At 60.3% G+C, this 13,427-nt stretch carries 12 protein-coding genes; 10 read left to right on the top strand and 2 right to left on the bottom strand.

From position 1 onward, the window contains the following. The first annotated feature begins 2 nt into the window (after positions 1-2). Genes PspR84_RS15115 through PspR84_RS15080 form a run of 8 tightly spaced genes read left to right on the top strand, consistent with a single transcriptional unit; the run spans position 3 to position 9,629 of the window. Entirely contained in the window at positions 3-1,391 is a 1,389-nt protein-coding gene (locus tag PspR84_RS15115; protein ID WP_160057900.1) for a DUF1329 domain-containing protein, read from the top strand. 60 nt (positions 1,392-1,451) lie between these two features. Then, on the top strand, positions 1,452-2,555 hold the full coding sequence (locus PspR84_RS15110; protein WP_160057899.1) for a YCF48-related protein: 1,104 nt from the start codon (positions 1,452-1,454) through the stop codon (positions 2,553-2,555). Positions 2,556-2,559: 4 nt separating this feature from the next. Next, on the top strand, positions 2,560-5,034 hold the full coding sequence (locus PspR84_RS15105; RefSeq protein WP_160057898.1) for an MMPL family transporter: 2,475 nt from the start codon (positions 2,560-2,562) through the stop codon (positions 5,032-5,034). Continuing rightward, entirely contained in the window at positions 5,024-6,271 is a 1,248-nt protein-coding gene (locus tag PspR84_RS15100) for an MFS transporter (protein ID WP_160057897.1), read from the top strand. The genes PspR84_RS15105 and PspR84_RS15100 overlap by 11 nt, the downstream gene beginning before the upstream one ends. Before the next feature lie 13 nt (positions 6,272-6,284). Then, on the top strand, positions 6,285-6,866 hold the full coding sequence (locus PspR84_RS15095) for a cupin domain-containing protein (protein ID WP_160057896.1): 582 nt from the start codon (positions 6,285-6,287) through the stop codon (positions 6,864-6,866). Next, positions 6,863-7,846, top strand: a complete 984-nt coding sequence (locus tag PspR84_RS15090) for a fumarylacetoacetate hydrolase family protein (RefSeq protein ID WP_160057895.1) — start codon at positions 6,863-6,865, stop codon at positions 7,844-7,846. The genes PspR84_RS15095 and PspR84_RS15090 overlap by 4 nt, the downstream gene beginning before the upstream one ends. A 9-nt stretch (positions 7,847-7,855) precedes the next feature. Beyond that, positions 7,856-8,857: an NAD-dependent epimerase/dehydratase family protein gene (locus PspR84_RS15085; RefSeq protein ID WP_160057894.1), complete on the top strand. Its 1,002-nt coding sequence runs from the start codon at positions 7,856-7,858 to the stop codon at positions 8,855-8,857. Continuing rightward, entirely contained in the window at positions 8,835-9,629 is a 795-nt protein-coding gene (locus PspR84_RS15080) for a cyclase family protein (protein WP_160057893.1), read from the top strand. Before PspR84_RS15085 ends, PspR84_RS15080 begins: the two co-directional genes overlap by 23 nt. A 95-nt stretch (positions 9,630-9,724) precedes the next feature. Here the strand turns inward: PspR84_RS15080 and PspR84_RS15075 are convergent, their stop codons facing one another. Together PspR84_RS15075 and PspR84_RS15070 are read right to left on the bottom strand one after the other, a co-directional pair. Further along, positions 9,725-10,798, bottom strand: coding sequence for an aromatic ring-hydroxylating dioxygenase subunit alpha (locus PspR84_RS15075; protein ID WP_160057892.1), 1,074 nt, complete (start codon positions 10,796-10,798; stop codon positions 9,725-9,727). Positions 10,799-10,834: 36 nt separating this feature from the next. Next, on the bottom strand, positions 10,835-11,788 hold the full coding sequence (locus tag PspR84_RS15070) for a PDR/VanB family oxidoreductase (protein WP_160057891.1): 954 nt from the start codon (positions 11,786-11,788) through the stop codon (positions 10,835-10,837). Positions 11,789-12,071: 283 nt separating this feature from the next. Between PspR84_RS15070 and PspR84_RS15065 the strand changes: the two genes are divergently transcribed. Further along, positions 12,072-12,542: a MarR family winged helix-turn-helix transcriptional regulator gene (locus PspR84_RS15065; protein WP_077572848.1), complete on the top strand. Its 471-nt coding sequence runs from the start codon at positions 12,072-12,074 to the stop codon at positions 12,540-12,542. A 135-nt stretch (positions 12,543-12,677) separates the two neighbouring features. Then, on the top strand, positions 12,678-13,418 hold the full coding sequence (locus PspR84_RS15060; protein ID WP_160057890.1) for an NAD(P)-dependent oxidoreductase: 741 nt from the start codon (positions 12,678-12,680) through the stop codon (positions 13,416-13,418). The last annotated feature ends 9 nt before the right edge of the window (positions 13,419-13,427 follow it).

Raw genomic sequence — 13,427 nt, 5'->3', positions numbered from 1 at the left:
GCATGACTTCTCACCACCACAATCGCTTCCCACGGCTGAAGGCCCTGTGCTTTGCCTTGCTCGGAACGCTGACCGTCCTGAGTCAGGTTGCAACTGCGGCCACCGCAGAAGAGGCGGCCAAACTGTCGAGCAGCCTCACGCCAATGGGTGCCGAGCGCGCAGGCAATGCCGACGGCAGCATTCCAGCCTGGCAGGGCGGTTACACCAAGGTCGACCCGGCGTACAAAGCGGGCGGCAAGCGCGGCGATCCGTTTGCGGCCGACAAGCCGCTGTTCAGCATCACTTCGAAAAACCTGGCGCAATACGCCGCCAAGCTCAGCGATGGCACCAAGGAAATGTTCAAGCGTTTTCCCGACACCTATCGCATCGACGTCTATCCGGCCCGGCGCACGGCCGCCGCACCGCAATGGGTGTACGACAACACCCTGAAAAATGCCACCCGCGCCAAGCTGGTCGAGAGCAGCGCCGGACCGGTGCCCGAAGGTGCGTTTGGCGGTATTCCATTCCCGATTCCGCATAACGGCGCCGAAGCCATGTGGAACCACATCCTCAACTGGCGCGGCACGTCACTCGCCATGCACTTTCGCCATTACCTGATGACTGCAGACGGCAAACAGGTGATGACCACCGACGGCCAGGCGATCCAGGACATGCCTTATTACTACCAGGACGGCACGCCGGAAAGCTTCGCCGGTGATTACTGGCTGTTCCGCCTGCTTAACGTCGGCCCGCCGTTGCGTGCTGGCGAGCAGATCATGGGCCGCACCAATATCAACGGCGACAAGTCCCAGGCCCACGTCTATCTGACCGGCCAGCGCCGCGTGCGCAAGTTGCCGAATGCCTGCTGCGATACACCGACGCCGGCAACCGCCGGGGTGATGTCGTTCGATGAGTTGAGCGTGTTCCAGGGGCGCATCGATCGCTTCGACTGGAAACTGGTCGGCAAGCAGGAAATGTATATCCCCTACAACACCAACAAGGTTCTGACGGCCGGCAAACCGGAAGACCTGTTTCTGGCCCATCACATGAATCCTGATTACGTGCGCTGGGAGTTGCACCGCGTGTGGGTGGTAGACGCCGAACTCGCGCCGGGCAAGCGTCACCAACTGCCGAAGGGCCGCTACTACCTCGACGAAGATACCTGGCAAGCGATGCTCGGCGATCGCTGGGACGCCAACGGCCAACTCGCCAAAACCTTGTGGTCGCTGCCAGCCGTGCTGCCGGATCTGCCAGCGCAAGCGCAGCTGTCTTCGGGTTTCTACGACCTGACCTCCGGCGCCTGGTTTATCCAGAACGTCTACACCGGTCTGCCTGAGCAATACGGCGTGGTCGATCGCTACAAGGCGTCGGAATTCTCGCCAGCGGCGATGGCGGGTGCCGGGGTTCGTTGAATCGGGCCGGATCGCGACACGCTGTGGCGATCCGGTTTCACAGGTGGTTTCGAGGTCGGTATGAACAGAATCTGTCAGGTGCTCGGGCGGTTGTTGGCGCTGCTGGCGCTGCCCTGCGTATTACCCGTGAGTCAGGCTCAGGCCGCTGCCGTCGGTGATGTATTGCACACCCCGGCGATGCGTGCGCCACAGGCCCGGCAAGCGGTATTGCTTGATCTGGCGCGGGCAGGTGCGCGGTTGGTGGCGGTCGGCGAACGCGGCATCGTCTTGCTCTCCGATGACAACGGTATCAATTGGCGGCAGGCGCAGGTTCCGGTCTCCGTCAGTCTTACGGCGGTGCAATTTGTCGATGCGAACACGGGCTGGGCGGTCGGCCATGCCGGTGCAGTGCTGGTCACCCACGACGGTGGCGAAAACTGGGTTTTGCAGCTGGACGGCAACCGCGCTGCGCAACTGGAATTGCACGCCGCACGCGAGCAACTGCCGACAGCCACTGACCCCGACGCAGCGGCGGCGCGTGTGCAAACCGCCGAACGGATGGTCAGCGAAGGCGCGGACAAACCGTTTCTGAGCCTCAAGTTCACCGATGCGCGTCACGGCCTGATCGTCGGCGCCTACGGCCTCGCGTTTGCTACCGAGGACGGCGGCGTGAGCTGGCAGTCGCTGATGGGCCATATCGACAATCCGATGGGCGCGCATCTGTATGCCATCGCACAACAAGGCGCGCGTTGGTTCATCGCTGGCGAGCAAGGCTATGTGGCCCGTTCCGAGGACGGCGGACAATCCTTCGTCGCGCTCGACAGCCCGTACAGCGGCAGCTTTTTCGCCCTGCAAGTACGCGATGACGGCACCCTGCTGGCGGCAGGCCTGAAAGGCAACGCGTTCATTTCCATCGACGGCGGCAACAGCTTCGTGCCCGCGCCCGTACCGATGCCGGTGTCCTTCAGTGATGCGATCCGCAGCGCTGACGGCCAGTTGTTGTTGGTCAATCAGGCGGGCGCAATGTTTCGCACCTCGGGTGATGTACCCACCCTAGAGCCTTTCGGCAAACCGCTGGGCAAACCGATTGCCAGCGTCGTGCAGGCCGCCGATGGCAGCCTGGTGCTGGCCGGCTTCACCGGGGTGACGCGCCTGGCGTCGCCCACTGCTACAGCTTCGGAGTGAGGTTATGAAACCATTCGACAACGCCACGGCCAGCCTGGCGAGTTTCGACCCGCGCTCCGGCTCGGTTGTGGAACGCACTTTGTTCAATCACCGATTGTGGGTGTTGCTAGTGTGCCTGGTGACCACGCTTTTCCTGGGTTATCAGGCCACGCGCGTCGAGCTGAACGCCAGTTTCGAAAAGATGATTCCCGCGCAACAACCTTACATCGCCAATTATCTGCAACATCAAAAGCAGCTCAGCGGTCTCGGCAACTCTCTGCGCATTGTCGTCGCCAATCGCCAGGGCGATATCTACGACGCTGAGTATCTGAAAACCTTGCAGGCCTTGAGCGACAAGCTTTACCTGCTGCCCGGCGTCGACCGTGCCTACATGAAGTCGCTGTGGACGCCAGCAACACGCTGGGTCGCAGTGACTGAAGACGGCCTCGATGGCGGTCCGGTGATTCCGGACGATTACGCCGGCACCCCGGCCAGTCTCGAGGCCTTGCGCCGCAACGTGCAGCGCTCCAACGAGCTCGGCCAACTGGTAGCGTTTGATCAAACCTCGAGCATCATTTACGTGCCGTTGCTGGCAACGACCGCCGACGGCCAGGCGCTGAATTACTCGGTGCTGTCGGAGCAACTGGAGGCGTTGCGCAGTGAGTACCAGAACGACCGGATCGACATCCACATTACCGGTTTCGCGAAAAAGGTCGGCGACCTGATTGCCGGGCTCAAGCAGATCCTGTTGTTCTTCGCCGTCGCGATTCTGATCACCACCGCCGTGCTGTTCTGGTACACACGCTGCCTGCGCAGCACGTTGCTCGTGGTGTTCTGTTCGCTGGTGGCGGTGGTCTGGCAGCTGGGTCTGTTGCCGTTGCTCGACTATCAACTGGATCCGTATTCGGTGCTGGTGCCGTTTCTGGTGTTCGCCATCGGCATGAGCCACGGTGCGCAGAAGATGAACGGCATCATGCAGGACATCGGTCGCGGCATGCACCGGGTCGTTGCCGCACGCTTCACCTTTCGCCGACTGTTTCTGGCCGGGCTCACGGCATTGCTCTGCGACGCGGTGGGTTTTGCCGTGCTGATGCTGATCAAGATCCAGGTGATTCAGGATCTGGCGGTGATCGCCAGTATCGGTGTGGCGGTGCTGATTTTCACCAACCTGATTCTGCTGCCGGTGTTGCTGTCCTATGTCGGCGTAACGCCGCGTGCGGCGCAACTTAGCCTGAAGAGCGAGCAGAACGACCAGACCGGCGCGCGGCGTCATGGTTTCTGGCGTTTTCTCGATCTGTTTACCCGACGTCGCTGGGCCAGCCTGTGCATTGCCATCAGCCTGGCGCTGGCGGCATTGGGTTTTGTGGTCAGCCTGCAATTGAAGATCGGTGATCTGGATGCCGGCGCACCGGAGCTGCGGGCCGACTCACGTTACAACCAGGACGATGCTTTTCTGACCCGGCACTACGGCGCCAGCAGTGATTTGTTCGCAGTGATGGTCAAGACTCCGGCCGGGCAATGTGCGCGTTACGACATCCTCGCCAAGGTCGATGCGCTGGACTGGCAACTGCGCGCGCTGCCGGGGGTGGATTCGACCAACTCGCTGGCCTTGCTCAACCGCCGCATGCTGGTTGGCCTCAGCGAAGGCAGTGCCAAGTGGTACGAGCTGCAGAACAATCAGGCGATGCTCAACATGATCACCGCCAGTGCGCCACGCGGCTTGTACAACGAGGATTGCAGCCTGCTCACGCTGTACGCCTACCTCACCGACCACAAGGCTGAAACGCTGACGCGGCTGGTCGAGCACGTTGAGCAATTCGCCGCCGCCAATAACGACAAGGATGTGCAGTTCCTGCTGGCGGCGGGCAATGCCGGCATCGAGGCAGCGACCAATATCGTGGTCAAGCAGGCCAATCGCGAGATGCTGTTCTGGGTCTACGGGGCGGTCATCGTCCTGTGTCTTATCACCTTCCGCTCATGGCGGGCCACGCTGTGCGCAGTGATTCCGCTGATGGTCACCTCGATCCTCTGCGAAGCGTTGATGGTCTGGCTGAACATCGGCGTGAAGGTCGCGACGTTGCCAGTGATCGCGTTGGGTGTCGGCATTGGCGTCGACTATGCGTTGTACGTGATGAGCATCCTGCTCGGTCATCTGCGCCAGGGTGCGAGCCTGTCAGAAGCCTATTACCGCGCCCTGGTGTCCACCGGCAAAGTGGTGATGCTCACCGGCATCACACTCGCCATTGGCGTGGCCACGTGGATCTTCTCGCCGATCAAATTCCAGGCTGACATGGGCGTACTGCTGGCGTTCATGTTCGTCTGGAACATGGTCGGCGCACTGGTGTTGTTGCCAGCGCTGGCGTACTTCCTGCTGCCTGCACGGCACACGAACACCGACGCAGAAACGCCGGCGGAGGCCATCAATCTGAGCCTGCCGTCGCGAGCCGTGGCGGTAGATGTTCTTCAATCGCGTCATCGGGAGACCTGTCATGGCCGTTGAGTCTTCATTGGAAAACAGCGGCCGTCGCGCTGGTTTGACGCAATCGTTGCTGTTGCTGCTCGGCAGCTGTCTGCCCGTGCTCGGCGCGGTATTGCTCGCACCGGTATTGCCGCGCATGCAGGCACATTTTGCCGAGGTCACGGGCAGCGCGGTGCTGGTGCCGATCGTATTGACCTTGCCGGCATTGATGATTGCAGTACTGGCGCCGTTTGCCGGGGTCATCGCCGATCGGCTCGGGCGCAAACCGCTGTTGTTGGCGAGCATGGCCCTGTACACGCTGTGCGGTGTGTTGCCGCTGTGGCTGGATTCGCTGCCAGCGATTGTCGCCAGCCGCGCCGGTATCGGTCTGGCAGAGGCGGGGATCATGACCTGTTGCACGACGCTGATGGGCGACTACTACAGCGGCGCACGCCGTGAACGCCTGTTTGCGTTGCAGATGGTCGCGACATCGCTGTCCGCTGCGGTGTTTATCGCGCTGGGCGGTTTCCTCGGCCAGGACGACTGGCGCACGCCGTTTGCGTTGTACGCAGTCGGGCTGATTTTCCTGCCGCTGATGGCGTGGAAACTCTGGGAACCGCAATCCCGCGTGGAGCCGTCAACAACGCTGCCGGTGCCAGCCCTGCGCGTTTTTCCGTGGCGCGCACTGACGCCCCTGTATGCGTTGTCGCTGCTCGCGGGCCTGAGCCTGTTCATCGTGCCGGTACAGGCCGGTTACTTGCTCAACTTGCTGCACGTGGATGCACCGCAGCAGATCGGCATGACCATGGGCGCCAATCAACTCGGCGTGCTCGCGGGGGCCTTGAGTTTTCGCTTGTTGAGCGGTGTGCGCAGCCAGCATGTGTTGCTGATTGCCTATGGCCTGGCCGGCATCGGCGGGCTGTTGATGGCCGCTGCCGGCAGCCACGCGCAAGTAGTGGTCGCGGTCTTGATCAACGGTCTGGGCATCGGCCTGATGTTGCCGACGTTGATCACGTGGATCATGGCGCAAGTCGGTTTTGCTCAGCGTGGGCGAGCGGCGGGGTGCTTCACCGCCGCGATTTTTGCCGGCGAGTTCATCAGCCCGCTGGTGGTACTCGCCATCACTTCCGGGGCTTCCACGGCGTTGCCTCAAGCCTTGGCCATGATCGGTTGGTTGCAACTGGTCGTGGCGCTGTTTTGTCTGTCCGTGCCGAGGCTCGGTGGACTGTTGACCCGCAGCCATGTCGGCGGTCATGACTCCATCGGCAACGGCCATTGAACGAGGATATTCCATGCAAGCGCTTCCCCCTTTCAAACGCGTGGTCACCGGGCATGATGCCCACGGCCGCGCGGTCGTCGCCAGTCACGCAGCAACTACCAACGTCTTCGCACTGCAAGCGGTGCCGGGCACGGTGTTTCATGAAATATGGAACAGCAGCGGCAGTCCGGCCCTGCTCGACAATGCCGATGATCCAACCAGCAAACCCTTACAGCTGAGCCCCGGCCCGCTGGGCAGTGTGATTCGCGTCGTCGATATTCCGCCAGACAGCGTGCAGAACCAGGTCAGCGCTGCCGATGCAGCCGCCGCATTCGCCGAGATTGGCCAGGCGCATGCCGGTACCGGCCAGGCGAACTCGCGGCACAAACTGATGCACCGCACCGAAACCCTCGATTACGGCATCGTCACCGAAGGCGAAGTCTGGCTGGTGCTCGACGATGAAGAGGTCCACCTCAAGCGCGGCGACGTGGTGGTTCAACGCGGTACGAATCACGCGTGGAGCAACCGTACCGAGGCCATGGCACGCATGGTGTTTATTCTGCTGGACGGGCGTTTCGCCGCTGAACTGCAAAGCAGCCCGGGAGAAAAATCATGAAGCTCGCAACCCTGAAAAACGCTAGCCGTGACGGCCAATTGGTGGTGGTTTCGCGCGACATGGCCCGGGCGCTGGACGCGCGTTTGGTGGCGCCGACCTTGCAGCACGCCATCGAAAACTGGCGCGAAGCCGAGCCGCGTTTGCAGGCCCTGGCGCGTGAGCTTGAAAACCACGATTGCCGCGAGGCCTTTGCCTTCGACCCGGCGCAGGCGATGGCGCCGTTGCCGCGTGCTTATCAATGGTGCGACGGTTCGGCGTTTCTCAGTCACGGTGCGCTGATGCAGAAGGCGTTCAACCTCGACCCGATTGAAGGCGCCGACCTTACGCCGTTGATGTACCAGGGCGCCGGGGATGACTTCATCGGCGCACACGATGACATCGAACTGCCGAGCGAAAGCCAGGGCATCGATTTCGAAGGCGAATTTGTCGTGCTGGTCGATGATGTGCCAATGGGCTGTTCGGCGGAAGACGCGTTGCAGCACATCAAGCTGATCCTGCAGATCAACGATGTCAGCCTGCGTGCACTCGCTCCGCGGGAAATGCGCACCGGGTTTGGTTTCCTGCAAGCCAAACCGTCCTCCAGTTTTGCCCCGCTGGCGATTACCCCGGATGAACTCGGTGAAGCCTGGCGAGACGGTCGCGTCAATTTGCCCCTGCAAGTGCAGTGGAACGGCGAGTGGTTCGGCCAACCGCACGGCGCACAGATGAACTTTCATTTTGGCGAGCTGATCGCTCACGCGGCCCTGACCCGTCGCCTGCGCGCCGGCACGCTGATCGGTTCCGGCACGGTGTCGAACGCCGAGCGCAACGTCGGCTCGGCGTGCATCGCCGAACGTCGGGCCATTGAGATGATCGAGCAGGGTGCGCCGGTGACAGGTTTCATGCGTTTCGGCGATCGCGTGCGCATGGACGTCACTGGCAGCGATGGTCAATCACTGTTTGGTGCGATCGATCAACGCGTCGTCAAAGCCAACGGCTAAGGAACGCCCATGCGTGTACTGATTACCGGAGCCAATGGCTTTGTCGGTCGCGAACTGCTGCGTTGTCTGCTCGCGCGCGGCAGTTTGCGCGGGCAAGTCATTCGTTCGTTGCTGGTGCTGGACACCGATGTCCAAGGCCTGCCAGACGATCCCCGCCTGCGGCGGCACAGCGGCAGCGTGACGGATGCAGCGTTGATGCGCCGGGTCTTGGCCGATGGCATTGATGTGGTGTTTCACCTGGTCAGTATTCCCGGCGGAGCAGCGGAGGCGCACTACGAATCGGGTTATCAGGTCAACCTGCTGGCCAGCCTCGAACTGCTTGATCAACTGCGCAACAAGGCGCGACCTCCGGTGCTGGTGTATGCCAGCAGCGTCGCGGTGTACGGCGCTGATCTGCCGGCAAAGATGAACGAGCAGGCTGAACTGCACCCGCAATTGTCGTACGGCACACACAAGATGATGGTCGAGCGTGCGCTGATCGATCTGGGTCGGCGCGCTGAAGTCGATGGACGCGCGGTGCGCCTGCCGGGCATTGTCGCGCGCCCGCGTGAACCCAACGGCTTGCGCTCGGCCTTCATGAGCGACTTGATGCGTGCCTTCGCCGAGGGCGCTGAGTATTGCTGCCCGGTGTCGCCGCAGGCTACGGCGTGGTGGATGTCGGCGCGCTGTTGCGTGAACAACCTGATCCACGCCGCCGAACTGGATGACGCCGCCGCGCAACAGCGGGTCTGGCAACTGCCGGTGCTGCATTTGTCCATCGCCCAAGTCATCGATGCGCTGGCGGCAACTTACGGCGAGCAACGCCGTGCGCTGATCAGTTTCGCCGCTGAACTTGACCTCGAAACCCTGTTCGGGCGCATGCCGCCCTTGAAAACCCCACAGGCCCGCGCTGCCGGCTTCAACCATGACGGCAACGTCGCCACGCTTATTCGCAACGCCCTCAACCCAGCCCCTTATCGGCCTCTGCCGTTGAACGGAGATACGCCTCATGTCACAGCCCATCCAGCGTAAACGTCGTCTGGTCGACCTTTCGGTGACCCTCGATAACAACCCGTACACAGACCCGCCACCGCTGTTGCCGAAGATCGATTACATGGATCACCAACAAGGCTGGCCGGAGATGGCGGCGATGTTCCCGGGTTTGCAGCTTGAGCAAATGCCCGGCAATGAGTCGTGGGCCGCCGAGCGCTTGCAGATCACCACCCACAGCGGTACCCACATGGACGCGCCGTGGCATTACGCCTCGACCACCGATGGCGGCGAGCCGGCGTTTGGCATTGATGAGTTGCCGCTGGACTGGTGTTTGCAGCCGGGGGTCAAACTGGATTTTCGCCATTTGCCTGACGGTCACGTGGTCACGGCAGAAGAGGTTGAAGCGGAACTGGCGCGTATCTCGTATGTGCTGCAACCACTTGATATCGTGCTGATCAACACACGCGCCGGTGCGCTGTTCGGTCAGCCGGGTTACCTCGATGCTGGCATCGGCATGGGACGCGAAGCCACGATGTATCTGCTGGAACGCGGCGTGCGCGTGGTCGGCACGGATGCCTGGAGCTGGGACGCGCCGTTCAAATACACCCGTGAGCGTTTTGCCGCCAGCGGCGATGCCTCGATCATCTGGGAAGGCCACAAGGCCGGGCGCGATATCGGCTACGGGCAAATGGAAAAACTGGCCAACCTTGAGTCCCTGCCTACGAGTGGTTTCACGGTGTCGTGCTTTCCCTACAAGATCCGCCATGCGTCTGCAGGTTTTGTGCGCGCGGTGGCTATTTTCGAGGAGTGATCAGGCTGTTCGAGGCATTCCTTTAACGACAGTAAGAGAACGGCAGGCTTTGAACACAGTGGACGGCGTTTGCCGCCGCCACTGTTTTGCGGCCATCAACTCGTTGGGTTGCGCAGTCGCTCAATGATTCTCCTGGCTCGATTGGCACCGACGTCGACGTGAATATCAATCATCGGGCGCGTACCAAACCGGCACATGTTCTGGTACTGCGCCTCGATCACCACTTTGTCTTCATCGAACGTCAATCGCGTCTGATGCAGAACTTTGGCTGTGACGGCCTCGGGGTCATGTTCAGGGTTGGTGGCCATGGTCCAGAAATAGTGGCTTGAAGTGTCCGTTTCCGGTGTCACGCCGTGAAAGCCACGCATATGAAAACCGCCCCGATCCGGGTTGTTCAGATCGTCCGTGCCCGCGTCTATCGCGCCGGTCCAGATGCGCAGGTGATTGAAGTGAAATTCGATCTCCTGCCAGCGGTCGATGTTGCCTTTGAACGGGTAGGCCGCGGTGTAGGTCGGCGGCGGAACGGAGTCAGGCATATGACGAACCACGCGAACCATTGAGTCATCACCATCGACGTTCATCTTCGCGTTCATATGAATGCTGGCGTTGCCGCCAATGGTGTGCAAATGGACGTAGCCCAGATGACTGAGATCCATGAGGTTGTCGTGGATGAGTTGATAGGGCGCGTCGTAGTGGTAGACATCACCGTCGAACAGGTATTTACCGCTGCTGTGCACGTCGTAGACCGGTGGCGCGAATGTCGGCTCAGGATGCTCGGCGCTGCCAAACCAGATCCAGATGATCTGATCCTGCTCTCGGACTGGGTAGGCAGGGACTTTGGCTTTGCTGGGGATCTTGTCCTGTCCCGGAATTTCGATGCATTTCCCGCCTTCATTGAATAGCAGACCGTGGTAACCGCAGCGTAAACCGCGTGCTTCCACAGTGCCGCCAGACAGGGGCAATGCACGATGGCAGCAGCGGTCTTCCAGCGCGGCGACCTGGTTATCTGCCGTGCGAAAAAGCACCACTGGTTTATTCAGCAACGTGCGGCCAAGGGGTTGGTCTTTCAACTCCCGGCTCAAGGCTGCGACGTACCATTGATCGAGAGGAAAACTCGGCGCAGTGGCCGGGGCAATTTCATGGGCGAGAGGCTGGGCAGCGGTAGTCATGATGTTCTCCAGCGAACGGTCGATGCTCGGTTCAGGTTAAAGGTCCAATACCAGCCGGGGCGATTTGGCACGTGAGCAGCACGGGGTGAAACGGTCATTGGCAGCGTGTTCTGCAGCCGTCATGAACTGATCACGATGATCGGCAATGCCTTCGAGCAAGCCCGTGACACAGGTGCCGCAGACGCCTTGCTCGCAGGATGATTCGATGGCAATCCCGGCCTCATCGAGCACTTCGAAAACGGTGCGATCGGCGGGGATGTAAAAAATCTGCCCTGTGCTCGCCAGCTGAACTTCGAAAGGCGAAGCAGCGCTTGCATCGACAGGTGCGGCGGCGAAGAACTCTCTGTGCACGCGATCTTCGGGCCAGCCAGCGGCCTGCGCGGTGTCGAGGATGAAAGTCATGAAGCCGGCCGGGCCACACACGTAGAGGTGAGTCGCGGTCTCGGGCACGGCGAGGAGGGCGGTTGCATCGAGTTTCTGTTCGGGCGATCCGCTGTCGTCATGCAAGTGCACGTCGTTGGCGAAAGGCGCTTGCTTGAGCCATTGGATAAACGCGGCACGCTTGCTGGATCGGAAGCTGTAATGCAGTTCGAAATCCGCGCCTTGATGATGGAGTTCATGGGCCATTGCCAGCATCGGCGTAATGCCGATACCGCCGCCGAACAGCAGGTGACGCTTCGCTGAATCGGCGATTGGGAAGAGGTTGCGGGGTTCGCTGATGCTGAGTGTCTGTCCCTGACTGATGGTGTCGTGCATCGCAGTGGAACCGCCGCGCGAGGCGGGGTCCTTCAGCACACTGATCACGTAGCGATGACGTTCTCGGGAATCATTGCACAGCGAGTATTGCCGGGTGAGGCCGCCGGCAATGTGGATGTCGATGTGAGCACCGGCATTGAACGGTGGTAACGGCTTATCGTCCACTGCGCACAGCTCGAAACTGCAGATGCCCTCGGCCTCGACGACCTTGCGGGTGACGTTGACTTGAAGCATGACTTCTCCCTCCACATTGAAGTGGCTGCTGAAAAACGAAAGGGGCTTGCGGGTGACGAATCAGCCAGGCAAGAAGAAGTAGAAAGGCTGGGTAATCAAGGGCGCCAGGGAAGGGCACAGTTGGGGAGCGTTCATAAGCAAGACCTGTTAATTATTTTTTTGAGGTTGTGCTACGGCGTATCATGCGGCGCATTGTCCGCAATACTGGGCTGAGTGAATCCTCAGATAATTTAGTTGCGGTGTCAACCAAATTGCAAGATCTTCGATCTACGGTGTTTTCTCGATGCCTACCGATACACAACTGAACCTGTCGCGTTATGTACCTGGCCTGGTGACATTCCTGGCGAACAAACTCGCCACCGGGGCTTCCCAGTGCTATCGCAAACACTTCGGCATCGGCGTTGTTGAATGGCGGATGCTTTCAATGCTCGCCGTTGAATCCGACATCACCGCCAATCGAATCTGCCAGGCGATCGGTCTCGACAAGAGCGCTGTCAGCCGTTCGTTGCAGACATTGGAAGCGGCGGGGCGGATCACCAGTCAGCTGGATCCCAAAGATGCACGGCGTTACACCGTGCGATTGACGGCCAGCGGCAAAGAACTGCATGACCGCGTGCTCAAAGTCGCACTTGAGCGTGAGTCGCGTCTGCTCAGCGGATTGACCCCGGCTGAGGTCGACACGTTGGTTGACTTGCTTGGGCGCCTGCACCTGCAAGTGCCCAATGTGAACAGTTATGACCCGAGTGAGGAGTGAGTCTCGGCAGACTGCAGCGTGAAATTGAGGGCTGCAGCCCGACGCGAGCTGGCGGGTTGCTGATTGGATCAGAGGTTGTAGACCGCTCAAAAGGCTGGGAGGCTAGCGTGACATTTACCATAAGGACATGCCGAAATGAGCTCAGGAAAAATCCTCGTCACAGGTGCGGCAGGAAAAATCGGCACTGCTTTCTGGCAAGAGCGCGATGATCAATCCGATTTGCGTTTGGCCGATCTAGACGTAACAGCACTTCCGGACTCGGCACAGCGTTTCGCTCTGGATGTCACGGATCAAGCCAGTTGCCTTCGAGCTTGCGAAGGTATCCACACCGTCATCCATCTAGCTGCTGACCCTGACCCAGACGCCGATTTCATGGCCTCACTGCTTCCAGTGAACATCGTGGGCACTTACAACATGCTGTTCGCCGCAAAGGCGCAAGGCTGCGAGCGCTTCATATTTGCGAGCAGTGCCCAAGTGATCGAAGGATATCCAACGGATGTTCAGGTACAGGAATGCATGGCACCTAAACCAGGCAATCTTTACGGCGTCAGCAAGGCGTTTGGAGAAGCATTGGCTTCGATGTATGCAAACGACGGACAGATGACGACCATCGCAGTCCGTATTGCCAACGTAGCCAAATTTCAACAAGGGGAGACCCACAGTCCCAGAGACGTCGCCGCCTTCATCAGTTTTAGAGATGTTGTCGCGCTACTCAATAATTGCGTTGAAGCCGAGCTAAAGGGGTTTCACGTTATCCATGGGGTCTCAGATAACCGCTATAAGCGCCTCTCTATTGATCAGAGCAGAAAAGTTGTCGGATATGCTCCCATTGATGATGGGTTTGAGATTTTGGAAGGAGGCGCTCAATCTGATTGAACGCAAACT

Origin of the sequence: Pseudomonas sp. R84 (assembly GCF_009834515.1) — a bacterium.
In the GTDB taxonomy this organism is placed as follows: Bacteria; Pseudomonadota; Gammaproteobacteria; order Pseudomonadales; family Pseudomonadaceae; genus Aquipseudomonas.
The sequence above is the reverse complement of the archived record's forward strand: the minus strand, read 5'-3'. Positions and strand labels throughout refer to the sequence as shown.

What these genes read in the sequence shown, in the direction of transcription:
- PspR84_RS15065 (WP_077572848.1), top strand. Translation starts at nt 12,072, where the DNA reads ATGCCTACCGATACACAACTGAACCTGTCGCGTTATGTACCTGGCCTG.
- PspR84_RS15105 (WP_160057898.1), top strand. Translation starts at nt 2,560, where the DNA reads ATGAAACCATTCGACAACGCCACGGCCAGCCTGGCGAGTTTCGACCCG.
- PspR84_RS15070 (WP_160057891.1), bottom strand. Translation starts at nt 11,788, where the DNA reads ATGCTTCAAGTCAACGTCACCCGCAAGGTCGTCGAGGCCGAGGGCATC.
- PspR84_RS15115 (WP_160057900.1), top strand. Translation starts at nt 3, where the DNA reads ATGACTTCTCACCACCACAATCGCTTCCCACGGCTGAAGGCCCTGTGC.
- PspR84_RS15075 (WP_160057892.1), bottom strand. Translation starts at nt 10,798, where the DNA reads ATGACTACCGCTGCCCAGCCTCTCGCCCATGAAATTGCCCCGGCCACT.
- PspR84_RS15085 (WP_160057894.1), top strand. Translation starts at nt 7,856, where the DNA reads ATGCGTGTACTGATTACCGGAGCCAATGGCTTTGTCGGTCGCGAACTG.
- PspR84_RS15110 (WP_160057899.1), top strand. Translation starts at nt 1,452, where the DNA reads ATGAACAGAATCTGTCAGGTGCTCGGGCGGTTGTTGGCGCTGCTGGCG.
- PspR84_RS15090 (WP_160057895.1), top strand. Translation starts at nt 6,863, where the DNA reads ATGAAGCTCGCAACCCTGAAAAACGCTAGCCGTGACGGCCAATTGGTG.
- PspR84_RS15060 (WP_160057890.1), top strand. Translation starts at nt 12,678, where the DNA reads ATGAGCTCAGGAAAAATCCTCGTCACAGGTGCGGCAGGAAAAATCGGC.
- PspR84_RS15080 (WP_160057893.1), top strand. Translation starts at nt 8,835, where the DNA reads ATGTCACAGCCCATCCAGCGTAAACGTCGTCTGGTCGACCTTTCGGTG.
- PspR84_RS15095 (WP_160057896.1), top strand. Translation starts at nt 6,285, where the DNA reads ATGCAAGCGCTTCCCCCTTTCAAACGCGTGGTCACCGGGCATGATGCC.
- PspR84_RS15100 (WP_160057897.1), top strand. Translation starts at nt 5,024, where the DNA reads ATGGCCGTTGAGTCTTCATTGGAAAACAGCGGCCGTCGCGCTGGTTTG.